The organism is Nonomuraea sp. AD125B, assembly GCF_041402765.1.
Lineage (GTDB): Bacteria > Actinomycetota > Actinomycetes > Streptosporangiales > Streptosporangiaceae > Nonomuraea > Nonomuraea bangladeshensis.
The window spans coordinates 409,298-424,777 of record NZ_JBGLOU010000003.1; the positions used below are offsets into that span (position 1 = coordinate 409,298).

Sequence of the window (15,480 nt, forward strand, 5' to 3'; positions counted from 1 at the left end):
TCATAAGGGGGCGACAACCGTACATCGGGAGGACCCCCTTGAGCATCGCCGACGATCCCGACCGCGCACCCGCCCGTTCCCACCTGTACGCCATGGGCCTGTCCGAGGAGGAGCAGCGCCGGCCCGTGGTCGGCATCGCCTCCACCTGGACCGGCACCATGCCGTGCAACCTCACCCACCGCGAGCTCGCCGCGCACGTCGCCGAGGGCGTGCGCGCGGCGGGCGGCACGCCGATGGAGTTCAACACCATCGCGGTCTCCGACAACCTCACCATGCACACCCCGGGCATGCGCGCGTCCCTGGTCAGCCGGGAGGTCATCGCCGACTCGATCGAGCTCATGGGGCGCGCGCACGGCTTCGACGCCCTGGTGGCGATCGTCGGCTGCGACAAGACCGTGCCGGCCGCCATCATGGCGCTGGCCCGGCTGGACGTGCCGTCCGTGGTGCTCTACAGCGGCACCATGATGCCGGGCCGGTGGCGCGGCCGGGACGTGACGATCCAGGACATGTGGGAGGCGCTGGGCGAGCGCGAGGTCGGGCGGCTCGACCAGGCCGACCTCGACGACCTGGCCCGGCACGCCTGCCCGGGCGCCGGCACCTGCGCCGCCCAGTACACCGCCAACACCATGGGCTCGGTCGCCGACTTCCTGGGCCTCGCGCCGTTCGGGATCGGCGACATCCCGGCCGTGGCGGAGGAGAAGAACGCCGCGGCGCGGCGGGTCGGCGAGCTCGCCATGGACGCGCTGGCCCGCGACGCCCGGCCGTCCCGGGTGCTCACCGCGGACGCGCTGCACAACGCGATCGTCTCGGTGGCCGCCATGGGCGGCTCCACGAACGCCGTGCTGCACCTGCTGGCCATCGCCCGCGAGGCCGGGCTGCCGCTGGTGATCGACGAGATCGGCGAGATCTGCCGCCGGGTGCCGATCATCACCGGGCTCAAGCCGAGCGGCGGTCCATACACCGCGCTGGACCTGTGGCGGGCGGGCGGCACCTCGCTGGTGGCGCGGCGGCTGCTGGAGGCCGGGCTGCTGCGCGAGAACGTGACGCTGGCGGACGGCCGCACCCTCGCCGACGTGGCCGCGCAGGCCGAGGAGCGGCCGGGCCAGGAGGTCGTGGCGGACGTGGCGCGGCCGTTCAAGCCGCGCGGCGCGCTGGCGATCCTGCGCGGCTCGCTCGCCCCCGACGGCTGCGTGCTGAAGCTGGGCGGCAAGGACGACTTCCGGCACGAGGGCCCGGCCCGGGTCTTCGACTCCGAGAACGACTGCTACGCCGCCATCCAGGAGGGCCGGATCGTGGCGGGCGACGTCATCGTGGTCCGCTACGAGGGCCCGGCGGGCGGTCCCGGCATGCGCGAGATGCTCTCGATCACCGGGCCGCTCGTCGGGCGCGGGCTCGGCACGTCCGTGGCGCTGGTCACCGACGGGCGCTTCAGCGGCGTCTCGCACGGGCTTGTGATCGGGCACGTGACGCCGGAGGCGTACCACGGGGGCCCGATCGCGCTGGTGCGCGACGGCGACACCGTGGTGATCGACAGCGCGGCCGGCACGCTGGACCTGCTGGTGCCCGAGGAGGAGCTGGCCGCGCGCCGGGCCGCGTGGCGGCGGCCGGAGCGCCCGGTCGAGCGGGGCGTGCTGGCGAAGTACGTCAGGACCGTGGGTTCCGCCTCCGACGGCGCGGTCACCGCTTGACGGCGGCTATGCTGCGCAGAGACGTTTCGGTCATGCCTTATAGGCGTTCGTGCCTGATGAGAGCGACACAGAGGAGACTTACGCGATGTACAAGGAGTTCGCCTTCGAGGCCGTGATGTGGCTCGTCCCGGTCGTCGTGCTCATCGGGGTGGCACTCCTCGTCACCGCCTGAGCCCGCGTGAGGAGCCGGTCCCCGGAGGGGGCCGGCTCTTCTGCTGTCTACCCGGTGAACGGCGGCGCGTCGCCCGCTTCGCTGAGCTCGGCGATGGCCAGCTCCGCCGTGCGGCGGATGTCGAAGAACTTGTCGAGCGCGGTGATCGCGAACAGGTGCTCGCACCGCCCGTTGAGCCCCGACAGCAGCAGCCGCCCGCCGGAGGCGGTGACGGCCTTGTGCAGATAGACCAGCACGGACAGCCCGGAGGAGTCGCACACGCTCACGGCCTGCATGTCGATGACGAGCATCGGGGGCTGGGTGAGATCGAGCGCCTTGGTGACACGGTCACGCACCTCGGCCGCCGAGCCGAAGTCGAAGTCTCCCGTCAACCTCGCGATGACGCAGGGTCCCTGGAGTCCGAGGCTGATCGACAAGGCCTGCTCCGAAGTCACCCAGCTCCACCTACCCGCGTCGCTCTCCCGATCCACTCACTTTACGAGAAGTAGCGCTTCGGGTTGAACACCAGCATCTGCTCGATCTGGCCGTCGGTCACGCCGGAGTCCAGCAGCGCGGCCAGCACGTCGTCGTGAATGTGATCGTAGCGCCAGTTCGGGGCAAGCGTGCTGTGCGCCTCGTCCCAGGCCCCGCCGAAGTAGTCCATGAAGCAGGCCGCGTCGTGGCTGAGGACCATCCGGTCGGCGTAGCCGCGCCCGCACAGGGCCGCGATCGTGGCCACCCGCTGCGGCGTCGGGTTGTAGATGTCGAGGCCGAAGCGGTCCATGCCGAGGGTCGCGCCGGTGTCGGCCAGCCGCATGAGGTAGTCGAGGTCGTTGCTGTCGCCGGCGTGGCCGACGACGACCTTCGTCAGGTCCACGCCCTCCTTGGCGAACAGGTCGAGCGCGATGAGGCCGCTCTGGGTGAAGGAGTTGGTGTGCACGGTGATCGGCGCGCCCGTACGGACGTGCGCCTGGGCGACGGCCCGGCAGATGCGCTCCACGCCGGGCGTCAGCCCCTTGTGCTCGACCACGCACTTGAGGAAGGCCGCCTTGACGCCGGTGTCGGCGATGCCCTCGGTCAGGTCGCGGACGAAGTCGTCGATCATCGGGTCGGGGATGTCGAAGAACAGGCCGGGGCCGCGGTGCTCGTACTGGTGGGGCAGCTCCTCGAAGGAGTAGATGCCGGTCGCGACCACGATGTTCAGCTCGGGCACCTGCTCGGCGACGCGCTGGATGCGCGGGATGTAGCGGCCGAGCCCCCACACGGTGGGGTCCACGATGGTCCGCACGCCCTTGGCGGCCACCGCGCGGAGCTTGGTGACCGCGTCGGCGACCCGGTGCTCCTCGTCCCACCACGAGCCCTTGCCGTAGTTGTCGAGATGTTCGGTGGCCACGACGAAGACGTGCTCGTGCATCAGGGTCTGGCCGAGGTCGTCGACGTTCACGGGCCCGCGGACGGTCTGCACGGTGGGCATCCTGCCTCCATACCGGCTGGTCGGTTGGCGTCAACCTAGACGGCGGGAAGTCCGGCCGTCAATGAGCGACACCGGGCCGCCTCCGGCGGGCGGCAGGGGCCTACGCGGGTTCGGGGTCCGTCTTCGGGGAGGGGACCACCAGGACCGGGCGGTGGGCGTGATGCAGCACGCGGTCCGAGGTGCTGCCCAGCAGCAGCGAGCGCACCCCGCCGAGCCCACGGGTGCCGGTCACGATGAGCGTGGCGTCGAGCTCGTCGGCCACGTCCACGATGGCCGCCCACACCGCCACCGCGTCGGCCTCGCAGCGGGGCGTCGCGTCGAGGCCCGCCTGCCTGGCCAGGTCCGCGCCGCGCCTGGCCAGCTCGTCCATCGCCTTGCCGATGGCCTGGTCGCCCGCGGCGTCGGTGTCGATGGTCATCATGAGGCCCGCCGAGGCCCGCGCCGAGCTCATCGCCAGGCGCTCCCACACCGTCAGCACGACCGCCTGCTCGCCCTTGAACATCCGCCCGGCGAAGGCGATGGCCTCCTTGGCGTCGTCGGAGCCGTCGTACGCAATCAGGATCGTCATGCCAGCACTCTTTCCCGGCCCGCAGCTAAAAACGCCCAGGATTCCTCGGCCTTCAGATCGGGGAGGAATGAGCGTCCCGCTAAGACTGTTCCGGCTGAGCCGGGACAGCCTGCTTCACGATGTGCAGCACCTGCGCGTGCAGAAATCGGTGCTCCTGTTGAGCCAGCTCCTTCAGCCGTGCGTGAAGGTCGTCGGGAAGCCGCAAGTCTGGTTCATGCCGGCGGAATAGCCGCCGCACACCATCCCGTGACGATAACTTTACGCTGTGTCACGCTACCGCCTCCAGCCTGCGCCCGCCCAGGAGGCGGCGCTGGCAGAGCACTGCGCGCACGCCCGTTACGTGTGGAACCTCGCCGTCGAACAGCACGCCCACTGGAAACCCGGCCGCAAAAGCGCCCCGGGATTCGCCGAGCAGTGCCGCCAGCTCACCCAAGCCCGCGCGGCGAGCCCGTGGCTGGCCGCCGGTTCGGTCGTCGTGCAGCAGCAGGCGCTCAAGGACTTCGCCCAGGCCATGGCGAACTTCTTCGGCGGCACCCACCGGCGGCCGACCTGGCGCAAACGCGGCCAGACCGAAGGCTTCCGCATCGTCGCGGTCAAAGCGGGCGACGTGCGCCGCCTGTCGCGCAACACCGGCGAAGTGAAGATCCCCAAAGTCGGCTGGGTACGGTTCCGCTGGTCCCGCGCCGTCCCCGACGGGGCCAAGTCCTACCGCATCACCCGGGACCGTGCCGGCCGCTGGCACGTCGCCTTCGCCGCCGTCCCTGCGCCGATCCCGGCGCCCGGCACCGGCCAGGTCGTCGGCGTGGACCGGGGCGTCGCCGTCAGCGCCGCCCTGTCCACCGGGGAACTGCTGAACGTCCGCGGCCTGCGCGACACCGAAAAGACACGCCTGCGGCGCCTGCTGCGCAAACTGGCGCGCGCCAAGCGCGACTCCAACCGCCGGACCAAGGTCAAGACCGCCATCGCCCGGCTGAAAGCCCGCGAGGCCGACCGGCGCAAGGACTGGGTGGAGAAGACCAGCACGGACCTGGCCCGCCGGTTCGATGTAATCGCCGTCGAAGACCTCAAAATCCGTGACATGACCCGGACGGCCAAGGGCACCCGCGACGCTCCGGGCCGTAACGTGCGCCAGAAGGCCGGGCTCAACCGGGGCATCCTCGCCGCCGGATGGGGACGGCTCGTGCGACGGCTGGAGCACAAGGCCCCCGACCGCGTCCACAAGGTCAACCCGCGTCACACGTCGCAGACCTGCAACGCCTGCAAGCACGTCGCCAGGGAAAGCCGTGAGAGCCAAGCCCTCTTCCTGTGCGTCGCCTGCGGGCATCGGGACAACGCCGACGTCAACGCGGCCAAGAACATGCGAGACACGGCCGCAGGGCATGCGGTCACTGCGCGGGGAGGCCTGCCGTTGGGCGGGCCGGTGAACCGCGAACCTCAACCCGACCCTGCCCTCTGCGGCGTAGGAACGGTTGGAATCCCCCGCCTCAGGCGGAGGAGGATGTCAAGCCTGCCTGATCACGGGACGGGCCGCGAGCGCGCGCCGGGCGGCCGGCCGCAGCATCGACAGCCCGGCCAGCGCCAGCACGGCGATCTCGGTCACCACGACGGTCCGCTGGATGAGTCCGGCGGGGATGTCGTCGTTGGTGAGCGGGAGGCCGAACATGCGCACCACGTACGGGATCACGACCAGCACGAGCGCCCCGAGGGCGACCAGGCAGAGGATCCGCATCGCGCGGGCGTACCGGACCCTGGCCCTGGCCAGCAGCAGCCCGGCGACAGGCATCATGAGGAAGGCGGCGAAGGCGGCATAGCGGTGGATGCCTCCCGACAACGACAAAGGCACGCCCGGCCGGTCGGTGGGAAAGGCCCCGATGAGGAACATGCTCGCGCCCCACGCCACCAGCAGCCCCACGACCCAGCGGTTGCCGCCGCTCCGGCGCAGCGCCTCGGCCATCAGCGTCGCGCCCACCGCGAACAGGGTCAGCGAGGCCGGCAGCAGCCAGCCGGACCGCTGCCAGGCGTACTCACTGATCACGGTGTGCATGGGGTCGAGCCCCGCCTCGGCGTGCAGGGTGAGCATGGCGCCTGCCCCGGCGCCGATGGTCGCGAATCCGCTGACGAGCAATGCCTTCATGCCTCTTAAGCTCGTGGAACACGGCTTCGCGGAGTATCGGAGATCAACCCGAAGGAGCCCTGAAGCTCCCCTTAGTCCTTAAGTATCGACGGCTCCGGATCAATGCGTTGACCTGGAAGGAAGTGACCCTGGGTAGGGTTTGCCCCCTCAGGGTGGGCAGGGTTGTCCCTGATTTGACTTAGAGTGCGCTCTAGGGTCCAACCTGGACATATGAACAAGCGCACTCTCGGCGTCGGCGGCCCGCGGGTCTCCGCGCTCGGCCTTGGCTGCATGGGCATGTCCGAGTTCTACGGCCCGGCCGACGACAGCGAGTCCATCGCGGTCATCCACCGCGCCCTCGACCTCGGCATCACTTTTCTCGACACGGCCGACATGTACGGCAGGGGCGCCAACGAGGAGCTGGTCGGCCGGGCCATCAAGGACCGGCGCGACGAGGTGGTGCTGGCCACCAAGTTCGGCGTCAAGCGGGACGGCGCCACCCGCACGATCGAGAACAGCCCCGAGTACATCCGGGCCGCCTGCGACGCCTCGCTGCGCCGCCTCGGCGTGGACCACATCGACCTCTACTACATGCACCGCCGCAACCCGGAGGTGCCGATCGAGGAGTCCGTCGGCGCCATGGCCGAGCTGGTGCGCGCCGGCAAGGTCCGCCACCTCGGCCTGTCGGAGGTGAGCGCGCCGACCCTGCGCGCCGCGGCCACCGTGCACCCGATCGCGGCCCTGCAGAGCGAGTACTCCCTGTTCACCAGGGACCTGGAGGCGGAGATCCTGCCGACGGCACGCGAGCTCGGGATCGCGCTGGTGGCGTACTCGCCGATCAGCCGCGGCCTGCTGACCGGCGCGCCGCCCACCTCGGGCGAGCTGGCCCCGGACGACTTCCGCCGCAACTTCCCCCGCACCTCCGGCGAGAACGCCGAGCACAACGCCCGGCTGGTGGCCGAGGTCGAGCGGATCGCCGACGCGGCCGGCGTCACGGTGGCGCAGCTCGCGCTCGCCTGGGTGCTCGCCCAGGGCGAGGACGTCGTGCCCATCCCCGGCACCAAGCGGCTGAAGTATCTGGAGGAGAACGCCGCCGCCGCCGACATCACGCTCACCGCCGAGCAACTCGACGCGCTGGCCGCGGCGGTCCCGGCGGACGCGGTGGCCGGGCAGCGCTACCCGAGCATGGCCGAGATCGAGCAGTATCGGTAGGGCCGGGCGTCAGGGCCGGTCGAAGTAGGCGCGTACGACGGTGCCGCCCGGCCGGGTGTGGACGCGGACGAGGTCGGCGAGCAGGTTGACGATGAGCAGCCCGCGCGAGCCCGGAACGCGCGGGTCGACGGGGATCCGCCCGGCGAGCGGATCGCGGATGTGACCCCGGTCGCTGACCTCGCACACCAGCCGGTCGTCGGTCGCCCACACCCTGATCGTGCCGGAGCCGCCGCCGTGGTCGAGGCTGTTGGCGCCCAGCTCGGCCACGACCAGCTGGATGTCGTCGAGCCGGTCGCCGGCGAAGCCCAGCAGGGCGGCCTGCCCGGTGGCGAGGCGCCGCGCGGCCGACAGGTTGTCGCCGTCGAAGCGCAGGGAGACGCACTCCCCTGGCTCCTCCAGCGGCCGGTTGTGCGCGTCGATGACCCGCTCGGGCGCGTAGTCGTCGCTGGGCCACTCGCCCCGGGCGTCCCGCATGACGGGGTGGGTGCGCGCGGCCTCCTCGACTATCGCGGGGGCGAGCGCGGCGACGTCGTACGGGCACAGGATGGTGACCTCGCGCCCGGCGAAGGCCAGGTTGATCAGCGCCTCGTGCTGCGCGCACGCGGGGTAGACGGTCGCCGGGCGGCCGGCCCAGATCGGCTCGCCGATGATCCGCACCCGGCCGCCGGGATGCCGGTCGGCGAACTCGCGGAGGACGGCGGGGATGATGCGCCCGGGATTGCGGCCTTCGACGCCCATGTCGAGCATGCGTACGGCGCCGGCGTCGGACCCGAGCCCGGCGGCGATGAGCGCGAGGTTGGGCGCGGGGACGGCGACGGCCACGGGCTCTCCCGCCGCCAGGCCCTCGCGGACGAAGGCCGTGGTGGCGGAGACGTACTCGTCCGCGGTGCGGTAGAGCAGCGCGGGGTGGGAGAACGGTCCGGCCGATTTCATCACGCCTCACGCTACCCAAGGTTGAGGAGTTCATGGGAAAGGGTTGGGTACCACATAGGTGTGAAGAGAGTGCAGGTGATCCTCCGCCCCCGTCCGGTCCGGCAACCGGAACCCCTCGATCTGCGGACCCCCTCCGGACGACGGCTCCCGTTCTGAGCGCGCCGAACCTATGCTCGGGGCATGTCGGATTTGCACATGCGGGTCTCCGACGAGGACCGTGAGCGCACCGCCGGCCGGCTCCAGCACGCTTTCGTCGAGGGCCGCCTCACCCGAGCGGCAGCCGCCGCAGGACGACGTGGTCGAGCCACCCTGCCGGAGGGCGGCACGGCGAACGTGGACGGCTTCCGCAGCGACTGGGGCCACGTCTCGACCGCCGACGTCCCGGGCCGCCCGAGGCTCGGCGTCCCGCACGTGGTGGTCACCGGCGTCACCAACTACGGCGGGCTGACCGTGCGCTACCCGCGTAAGCGCTGGTTCACCCACTGATGGAACAGCGCGATGTGGTGCTCGCTCGGCACGAGCACCCCTCCCTCCCGGTAGGCCCTTGACGACATGCCGGGCTGGGTCCGCTCGCAGGCGTCGAAGTCCTGCTCGTTGACCCGGTGAAACAGCTCGACCGACCGCGTCAGGTCCGCCCCCGAGGCGACCACGTCGGGGTGGTAGAGCCAGTCGCACTCCACCAGCGTCCGGTCCACGGCCAGCGGGAACATCCGGTGCACGATCACGTGGTCGGGCACCAGGTTGACGAACACCTGCGGCTTGACGGTGATCGCGTAGTAGCGGCGGTCCTGCTCCCGCGCGACGTCGGGGAGCTTGCCGAAACCGGGGCCGCCGTCCACGGTGAAGCCCTCGACCCGCTCGGCGAACTCCGCGCCGTGGCCGACGTAGTACTGCGCCGCGTAGCCGCCGGCGAACTCGGGGAGCACGGCGACCAGCTCGGGGTGGATGGTCGCGCAGTGGTAGCACTCCATGAAGTTCTCGACGACGAGCTTCCAGTTGGCCTTGACGTCGTAGCTGATGCGGCGGCCGAGCGCCAGCTCCTCGACGTGGTAGCGCTCGATGGCGGCGGGGTCCCCGAGCCGTTCTGTGGCGGCCCCGGTGACGCTCTCCTCGAACGACGGCGGCTCGGCGGCCAGGCACACCCACGCGTAGCCGAGCCATTCGCGCAGGTGGACGGGGATCAGGCCGTGGGCGACACGGTCGATGTCGGGCATCTTCGCCAGGTTGGGCGCGGCGGCCAGCCGGCCGTCGAGGTCGTAGGACCAGGCGTGATAGGCGCACCTGATCGTCCGCCTGACCTCGCCTGCGGGCTCGTCGCAGAGCCGGGCGCCGCGGTGCCGGCAGACGTTGAGGAAGGCGCGCAGCCGGTGGTCGCGGCCCCGGACCACGATGACGCTCTCCCTGCCCACCTGGACGGTACGGAACGCGCCGGGCCGCGGCACGTCCTCGCCGCGCACGGCGCAGAACCAGAGGCTTTCGAAGATCTTGGCCTGCTCGTCGGCGAAGACGTCGGGGTCGGAGTAGGAGCGGCCGGGGAGCGTGGGGATGAGGCTCGACGTGGTGGTCAACCGACACCGCCTTGTTGCGTATGACGCACCGAGTTGCTCTATCTGCGACATCGTCGGTTGGCGTTCATGAGGCTGTCAAGAGGTAGGTGCTGGCCCTGCGCAGCCAAGCGGTGTTCAGCCAGGTGGCCAGCCGGTCGGGGATCAGCCCGGCGGCCGGACGGTGCATGTCGGTGAGCTCGGTGGCGGCCAGCCGGGCCGGGCGGCGGGCGATCCGCGCGCGGGCACGCTCGTAGCCCCGCAGGTCGTCCAGCGAGCGGGCGAGCAGCCAGGCGTCCTCAAGCGCCTGGTTCGCGCCCTGGGCCATGGTGGGCGGCATAGTGTGGGCGGCGTCGCCGGCGAGGGTCGTCGGCCCCCTCCCCCACACCTCGGGGATCGGCTGGCGGTGGTGCGGGAAGAAGTCGGGCGTCACAGGGGAGGACCCCGCGAGGGAGTCCAGGACGGCCGGCACCGGGTCTGCCCAGCCGCCGAAGCGCTCGCGCAGCCGCTCGGCGAGGCACGGGTCGTCCGCCCAGAACGGCTCGCCGGGCGCCGAGCGCACGTCGAACCACCACAGCAGCCGCCCCTCCCCCGCCGGGATGAGCCCGCACAGCCCGGCGAGGCCCGCCATCATCACGGCCGCGCCGCCCCCGGTGAGCGCCGTGGGCGTGGTGATGAAGCCCTGCCAGGTCACCCAGCGGGTCAGCTCCGCCCGGTCCTCGCCCCACAGCGCGGCGCGCACCACCGAGCGCCGCCCGTCCGCGCCCACGAGGACGTCGCCGCGCACGGTGGTGCCGTCGGCCAGGCGCGCCTCGGCCCGGTCGGGGTCCACGTGCTCGACGCGGGCCCCGTAGGTGACGGGGACGCCCTCGGCCAGCAGCTCGACCAGCTCGCCGCGGGCCACGTGGACGGTGGGGTGGCCGTACTTGCGCTCGGCGGCCGTCAGGTCGACGGTGACCAGCCTGCGGCCGTCGGAGCTCCACGACTCCAGGGTCTCCAGCCGCCGCCCGACGCGGGTGTGGTCGGCCTTCAGCTCCTCCAGGATGCCGGTGCTGCCGGGCCAGAGCGTGACGGAGCCGCCGGCGGTGCGCGGCTCGGGGGACTCCTCGTACACCTCGGCCTCGTGACCGGCGGCGAGCAGGCCGCGCGCGAGGGCGAGACCCGCCACGCCCGCACCCACCACTATTACTCTCATGGTGTTCCCTGTTTTTGAGACTCGGGGTATCAGATACTAGGAGTATCACTATGTCCGCGCGCGGCCGCAAGCCCGATCCCACGGTCGACCACCGCATCAGACAGGCCGCGACCAGGCTGGTGCTCACCCACGGCTTCGACTTCACCATGGACGACGTCGCCGAGGAGGCAGGTGTAGGCAGAGCGAGCGTGTTCCGTCGCTACCCCACCAAACGCGACATGCTCCTCCAGACCCTCGCCGGCTTCATGGACACGCACGTCGCCATCCCCGACACCGGCTCGCTGGAGGGCGACCTGCGCGTGGTGGTGACCGACACGCTCGCCCTCTGGCACCAGCCCGGGGTCGCCCGCACGGCCCGGCAGATCTACGGCGAGGCCGGCCGCGACCCGGCCGTGGCCGAGATCATCCGCACCGGCATGCGGACCAGGATGGAGCGGTCATGGGTGGTCTACGAACGCGCGGTCGAACGCGGCGAGCTGCCCCCGGACGCCGACCTGTGGCTGCTCACCGACCTGTTCACCGGCCTGGTGACCTACCGCGGCCTGCTCGACCTGCCGCTTCCCGAGCCGGAGGAGATCGTCCAGGTCCTGCTCCACGGCTTTACGCCGGCTTGACGGCACGGGTGTTAGCGGCGTGCAAGTGGAGATCAAGCTCCTGTCCCTAATGTTCTCGGTGTTCGCTCAACCAACGAAGGGCACCGGAAGATGACTCCCCCTCGCCGTCGCCTGGCCATCGCGGCCGCGACGATTTCCCTTGCCGTCCTGACCACCGCCTGTGGCGCGCTGGGCCAGGCGGTCGACTGCAACTCCGCTGCCCAAGAGGCCAGCAAGATCATGACGGACTGGAGCTCGGAGGTCACCAAGAACGCCGCCGACACCAAGGCCGTCGGCACCGCCTCCGCCAGCGCCGCCGACAAGACCAAGACGCTCGCCGGCAAGTACGACGGCGAGGTCGCCGCCGCGCTCAACGACCTCGCCGCTGGGTTCGAGAGCCTGGAGAAGGGCGACCTGGCCCAGGTGTCGGAGTTCACCGGCAAGATGAACGGCTTCTCCAGCAAGATCACCTCGGCCTGTTCCTGACGGCCGGCCGCGCGGCCGCCGTACCGCCTGCGGGGGGCAGGTCGGCGCGGCGGCCGCGCCACTTTCGCGCAGATTCGTTCTAGTCTTGTCGCCCGTGACGGCTGGAACCGACCTCGCGCCGGACGGCGCCGCTCCCCCCGCACGGCGGGCCTGGAGGGTTTCGCTCAGCGGCCACCGGCTGCGGGTGGGCGTGATGACGCTGCTCGCGGCGGTGGCCTACGCGGTGCTGGGGCTGGTGAAGCTGGCCTCCTTCCGCGCCACCACGCTGGACCTGGTGATCGTGGACCAGGCGGTCCGCAACTACGCGGCGTTCCGGCCGCCGTACGTCCCCGTGCTCGGCATGTTCCACGGGCGCGGGCTGGACTACGTCCAGCTCGCCGACCACTTCTCGCCGATCTACGCGCTGCTCGCGCCCTTCTACTGGATCCACGACGGGCCGGGCACGCTGATCGTGGCGCAGGCGGCGCTGTTCGCCGGGGTCGTGCCGTTCCTGTGGAACTACACCAGGCGGGTGCTCGGGGTCGCGCCCGCCTATCTGGTGGCGGCGGCGTACGCGCTGTCGTGGCCGGTCGCGCAGGCCGTCGCGTTCGACGCGCACGAGGTCATGTTCGTCCCCGTGCTCACCGCGATCATGATCGAGCGCTACCACGCGGGCAAGGAGCGCACGGCGTTCCTCGCGATGCTCGCCCTCCTCCTGGTCAAGGAGGACATGGGGCTCATGATCGCCGGGGTCGGGCTGTGCCTGTTCGTCATGGGCGAGCGGTGGCGGGGGACGCTGTGCGTCACGTTCGGCATCGGGGCCGTGCTGCTCATCCGCGGGCTGGTCACCACGGTCTTCGGCGGCAATCCGCGGGACTTCTGGGCCTACGGGCACCTCGGCCCCGACATCGGCGGCGCGCTCGTGGGCATCGCCCGCGACCCGCTGGCCGCCCTGCTGCTGCCGTTCAGCGAGGAGGCCAAGGTCGACACGCTGTTCCTGCTGACCTGGCCCACCCTGATGCTCTGCCTGCTGTCGCCGCTGTCGCTGGCGGCGCTGCCGCACGTGCTGGAGCGCATGCTGTCGGACCGCCCGCAGTGGTGGCAGGCCGACTTCCAGTACAGCGCGTTCACCGTGGTCATCATCATCTGCGCGGGCGTGGACGGCATGGCCCGGCTGCTGCGCCGGCTCGAACGCTCCGACGACGCCACGCTCAAGCTGCTCTGGTCGGCCGCCGCCTGCGTGGTCGCGCTCACGCTGGTGCCCAGGTTCGCCTTCGACCAGCTCTACCATCCGTCCTTCTACAAGGAGCCCAAGGCGGCCGCCGCCGCCGAGGCGGTGAGCAAGGTGCCCGACGGCGTGCTCGTCGAGGCCCCCAACTCGGTCGGGCCGGCGCTCACCGACCGCACGACCGTGCTGCTGTGGGGGCCCACCTCGCACAACGCGCCCTGGGTGATCGCCGACACCGCCCGCTGGGAGTTCCCGTTCGGCTCGTTCGACCAGCAGGTCGCCAAGGTCGGCGAGCTGCAGGCCCAGGGCTATGTGATCGTCTTCGAACGCGACGGCTACGTGGTGCTGCGCCGCTGATCGCGGGCCCGCTCGTACGCCGACTCGAACCCCGCGAGCACCGCCGGCCACGACCCTGCCGTGGGCGGCGTCGCCCGGTTGTGCGCCGCGATCGTCTCGCGCAGCCCGGCGTCGGCGCACAGCCGCGCCACCGCCCGCGCCAGATCGCCGAGGCTCCGTCCGAGCAGCCCCTCGACGCCGTCGGCGACGAAGTCGGCCACCCCGCTCTGCGCCCGCGCCACCACCGGCACCCCCGCCGCCCGCGCCTCCAGCGCCGCGATGCCGAACGACTCGCGCGGCGCGGGCGCCACGAAGACGTCGGCCGACTCCAGGACCTTCGCGATCTGCTCGCGGGAGTAGCGGCCGGGCAGCGACACCCAGCCGGCCATGCCGTGCCGGGCCAGGAAGCGCTCCATCTGCCCCCTGGCGGGACCGTCGCCGACGATCGTGGCCCGGACGGGGATCGCGGCGGGCACCCGGGCGCGGGCCGCCTGGAGCAGCTTCAGCAGGCGTACGGGCTGTTTGCGCGGCGCCAGCCGGCCGACCGCGACGACGTGGACCTCCTCGCGCGGCTGCGGGGTGCCCGGCGGGGGCGCCCAGCCCGACAGGTCGAGGCCGTTGGAGACCACCCTGACCGGCACCCGGGGCCCGGCGACCGCGCGGATCGGCACCGCCGCCGCGCTGCTCACGGTGGTGGCGACCAGCCCCCACCGCTGCCAGCCGTACGCCGCCCGCAGCAGCCGGTAGAGCAGCCGGGTCAGCGGGTCCCACATGCTGTGGACGGTCACCACGCACGGCGCCCCGGCCCGCGCCGCCGCCCGCACGCCCATCCACGCGAACGGCGAGACCGCCCCGGTGTGCACGTGCACCACGTCGGGCCGCCCCGCGGCGATCCATCGCGTCAGATGGCCCACGCCGCGCGGGTGGACCGGCAGGTCGAAGGGCATCCTGGCGACGATCCTGCGCACGCCCTCCAGCGGCTCGCCCCTGGTCGCCGTGGCCACCGTCACCTCGTGACCGGCCGCACGCTGCATCCGCACGAGATCGGCCACCTGGACCTCGATCCCCCCGAGTCGCGGCAGGTAACAGTCGCTCACGTGAAAGATCCGCACCCCTCCCAGACTAATCTGGGCGTGTGCCTCCACGTACCGCTGTGTTCTTCCATGCCCACCCCGACGACGAGGCCCTGCTGACGGCGGGCACCATGGCGATGCTCGCGGCCGAGGGACACCGCGTGGTGCTGGTCACCGCCACCGCGGGCGAGCGCGGCCTGGCCGACATGGCGCCGGGCGAGGCGCTGGGCGAGACCAGGCTCAAGGAGCTCTACCAGTCGGCCGCCGTGCTGGGCTGCGCCCGCGTCGAGTGCCTCGGCTACGGCGACTCGGGCCTCAGCCCCAAGGGCGGCAGCGCCGAGGAGCGGCCCGACAACGCGTTCATGGACGCCGACATCGAGGAGGCCGCCAAGGCGCTGGCCGCGATCCTCCAGGAGGAGCGGGCCGACCTCCTCGCGATCTACGACCCGGCCGGCGGCTACGGCCACCCCGACCACGTGCAGGTGCACCGGGTGGGCAGGCGGGCCGCCGAGATCGCCGGCACCGAGATCGTCCTGGAGGCGACGGTCAACCGCGACCCGCTGGTCCGGCTGCTCAGGCTGGCGACCAAGTTCTACCGGTTTCCTCCCGAGTTCGACGTACGCACCTTCGAAAGCGCCTACTCCCCGGGCGAGGCCATCACCCACCGGGTCAACGTGCGCCGCTACGCCCGCCAGAAACGCGCCTCGATGTCCGCCCACGTCTCCCAGGCGAGCGGCGGCGACAGCGACCGCACGCTCGCCGTCATGCTGAAGGTCCCCGGCCCGCTCTACCGCCTGGTCTTCGGCACCGAGTGGTACGTCCGCCGCGACCTGCCGCCCGGCGCCCGGCTGCGTCATCCTTTCGAGCGGTGGCCCGAGTAGTCCCTCCGAGGGATGATCGGCCCCTC

Annotated in this window: 16 protein-coding genes and 1 pseudogene; 9 read left to right on the plus strand and 8 right to left on the minus strand. The window is 71.8% G+C overall.

Annotated elements, in window-relative coordinates; all coding sequences use genetic code 11:
• Window positions 1-38: 38 nt before the first annotated feature.
• Together ilvD and ACBR40_RS10935 are read left to right on the plus strand one after the other, a co-directional pair.
• Window positions 39-1,688 carry a dihydroxy-acid dehydratase gene (gene ilvD, locus ACBR40_RS10930; RefSeq protein WP_371248586.1) on the plus strand — a complete coding sequence of 550 codons (1,650 nt, stop codon included), beginning with the start codon at window positions 39-41 and terminating at the stop codon, window positions 1,686-1,688.
• Between the two features lie 49 nt (window positions 1,689-1,737).
• Window positions 1,738-1,860 carry a hypothetical protein gene (locus tag ACBR40_RS10935; RefSeq protein ID WP_344206710.1) on the plus strand — a complete coding sequence of 41 codons (123 nt, stop codon included), beginning with the start codon at window positions 1,738-1,740 and terminating at the stop codon, window positions 1,858-1,860.
• A gap of 47 nt (window positions 1,861-1,907) precedes the next feature.
• On the opposite strand, the gene ACBR40_RS10940 is transcribed toward ACBR40_RS10935, so the two are convergent.
• The 3 genes from ACBR40_RS10940 to ACBR40_RS10950 form a co-directional block, all read right to left on the minus strand.
• Complete coding sequence (locus ACBR40_RS10940) at window positions 1,908-2,330, minus strand: STAS domain-containing protein (RefSeq protein ID WP_371248587.1); 423 nt, start codon at window positions 2,328-2,330, stop codon at window positions 1,908-1,910.
• Between the two features lie 5 nt (window positions 2,331-2,335).
• Window positions 2,336-3,313 carry a phosphotriesterase-related protein gene (locus tag ACBR40_RS10945; RefSeq protein WP_344206708.1) on the minus strand — a complete coding sequence of 326 codons (978 nt, stop codon included), beginning with the start codon at window positions 3,311-3,313 and terminating at the stop codon, window positions 2,336-2,338.
• A 100-nt stretch (window positions 3,314-3,413) separates the two neighbouring features.
• On the minus strand, window positions 3,414-3,881 hold the full coding sequence (locus ACBR40_RS10950; protein WP_344206707.1) for a universal stress protein: 468 nt from the start codon (window positions 3,879-3,881) through the stop codon (window positions 3,414-3,416).
• A gap of 265 nt (window positions 3,882-4,146) precedes the next feature.
• On the opposite strand from ACBR40_RS10950, the pseudogene ACBR40_RS10955 reads away from it, so the two are divergent.
• Window positions 4,147-5,184, plus strand: a pseudogene (locus ACBR40_RS10955) (RNA-guided endonuclease InsQ/TnpB family protein); the annotation flags it as partial.
• A gap of 198 nt (window positions 5,185-5,382) precedes the next feature.
• On the opposite strand, the gene ACBR40_RS10960 reads toward ACBR40_RS10955, so the two are convergent.
• The gene (locus tag ACBR40_RS10960; RefSeq protein WP_371248588.1) at window positions 5,383-6,015 is read right to left on the minus strand and encodes a DUF998 domain-containing protein; all 633 of its coding nucleotides are present in this window, start codon (window positions 6,013-6,015) and stop codon (window positions 5,383-5,385) included.
• 210 nt (window positions 6,016-6,225) lie between these two features.
• Between ACBR40_RS10960 and ACBR40_RS10965 the strand changes: the two genes are divergently transcribed.
• A complete protein-coding gene (locus ACBR40_RS10965) occupies window positions 6,226-7,206 on the plus strand; it encodes an aldo/keto reductase (RefSeq protein ID WP_371248589.1) in 981 nt (326 codons plus the stop codon).
• A gap of 9 nt (window positions 7,207-7,215) precedes the next feature.
• Here the strand turns inward: ACBR40_RS10965 and ACBR40_RS10970 are convergent, their stop codons facing one another.
• Entirely contained in the window at window positions 7,216-8,139 is a 924-nt protein-coding gene (locus ACBR40_RS10970; RefSeq protein WP_344206704.1) for an anti-sigma factor RsbA family regulatory protein, read from the minus strand.
• Between the two features lie 180 nt (window positions 8,140-8,319).
• On the opposite strand from ACBR40_RS10970, the gene ACBR40_RS10975 reads away from it, so the two are divergent.
• A complete protein-coding gene (locus ACBR40_RS10975; protein WP_371248590.1) occupies window positions 8,320-8,625 on the plus strand; it encodes a DUF1707 domain-containing protein in 306 nt (101 codons plus the stop codon).
• On the opposite strand, the gene ACBR40_RS10980 is transcribed toward ACBR40_RS10975, so the two are convergent.
• Window positions 8,595-9,707 (minus strand): aromatic ring-hydroxylating dioxygenase subunit alpha, encoded by a 1,113-nt coding sequence (locus ACBR40_RS10980; RefSeq protein ID WP_344206702.1) that lies wholly within the window; start codon window positions 9,705-9,707, stop codon window positions 8,595-8,597. The genes ACBR40_RS10975 and ACBR40_RS10980 overlap by 31 nt on opposite strands.
• 64 nt (window positions 9,708-9,771) lie before the next feature.
• Window positions 9,772-10,878 carry an FAD-dependent oxidoreductase gene (locus ACBR40_RS10985; protein ID WP_371248591.1) on the minus strand — a complete coding sequence of 369 codons (1,107 nt, stop codon included), beginning with the start codon at window positions 10,876-10,878 and terminating at the stop codon, window positions 9,772-9,774.
• Between the two features lie 50 nt (window positions 10,879-10,928).
• Between ACBR40_RS10985 and ACBR40_RS10990 the strand changes: the two genes are divergently transcribed.
• From ACBR40_RS10990 to ACBR40_RS11000, 3 genes are all read left to right on the plus strand, one after another.
• Window positions 10,929-11,492 (plus strand): TetR/AcrR family transcriptional regulator, encoded by a 564-nt coding sequence (locus ACBR40_RS10990; protein WP_344206700.1) that lies wholly within the window; start codon window positions 10,929-10,931, stop codon window positions 11,490-11,492.
• 90 nt (window positions 11,493-11,582) lie between these two features.
• The gene (locus ACBR40_RS10995; protein WP_371248592.1) at window positions 11,583-11,957 is read left to right on the plus strand and encodes a hypothetical protein; all 375 of its coding nucleotides are present in this window, start codon (window positions 11,583-11,585) and stop codon (window positions 11,955-11,957) included.
• Between the two features lie 94 nt (window positions 11,958-12,051).
• Window positions 12,052-13,521 (plus strand): DUF2079 domain-containing protein, encoded by a 1,470-nt coding sequence (locus ACBR40_RS11000; RefSeq protein ID WP_344206698.1) that lies wholly within the window; start codon window positions 12,052-12,054, stop codon window positions 13,519-13,521.
• On the opposite strand, the gene ACBR40_RS11005 is transcribed toward ACBR40_RS11000, so the two are convergent.
• Window positions 13,500-14,612 (minus strand): glycosyltransferase family 4 protein, encoded by a 1,113-nt coding sequence (locus ACBR40_RS11005; protein ID WP_371248593.1) that lies wholly within the window; start codon window positions 14,610-14,612, stop codon window positions 13,500-13,502. The genes ACBR40_RS11000 and ACBR40_RS11005 overlap by 22 nt on opposite strands.
• Window positions 14,613-14,635: 23 nt before the next feature.
• On the opposite strand from ACBR40_RS11005, the gene ACBR40_RS11010 reads away from it, so the two are divergent.
• The gene (locus ACBR40_RS11010; protein WP_344206696.1) at window positions 14,636-15,454 is read left to right on the plus strand and encodes a PIG-L family deacetylase; all 819 of its coding nucleotides are present in this window, start codon (window positions 14,636-14,638) and stop codon (window positions 15,452-15,454) included.
• Window positions 15,455-15,480: the final 26 nt, after the last annotated feature.

Excerpts from the sequence above, each read along its gene's own strand:
- ACBR40_RS10945 (WP_344206708.1), bottom strand. The coding sequence starts at position 3,313 with ATGCCCACCGTGCAGACCGTCCGCGGGCCCGTGAACGTCGACGACCTC.
- ACBR40_RS10975 (WP_371248590.1), top strand. The coding sequence starts at position 8,320 with ATGTCGGATTTGCACATGCGGGTCTCCGACGAGGACCGTGAGCGCACC.
- ACBR40_RS10990 (WP_344206700.1), top strand. The coding sequence starts at position 10,929 with ATGTCCGCGCGCGGCCGCAAGCCCGATCCCACGGTCGACCACCGCATC.
- ACBR40_RS10985 (WP_371248591.1), bottom strand. The coding sequence starts at position 10,878 with ATGAGAGTAATAGTGGTGGGTGCGGGCGTGGCGGGTCTCGCCCTCGCG.
- ACBR40_RS10950 (WP_344206707.1), bottom strand. The coding sequence starts at position 3,881 with ATGACGATCCTGATTGCGTACGACGGCTCCGACGACGCCAAGGAGGCC.
- ACBR40_RS10970 (WP_344206704.1), bottom strand. The coding sequence starts at position 8,139 with ATGAAATCGGCCGGACCGTTCTCCCACCCCGCGCTGCTCTACCGCACC.
- ACBR40_RS10995 (WP_371248592.1), top strand. The coding sequence starts at position 11,583 with ATGACTCCCCCTCGCCGTCGCCTGGCCATCGCGGCCGCGACGATTTCC.
- ACBR40_RS10965 (WP_371248589.1), top strand. The coding sequence starts at position 6,226 with ATGAACAAGCGCACTCTCGGCGTCGGCGGCCCGCGGGTCTCCGCGCTC.
- ACBR40_RS10960 (WP_371248588.1), bottom strand. The coding sequence starts at position 6,015 with ATGAAGGCATTGCTCGTCAGCGGATTCGCGACCATCGGCGCCGGGGCA.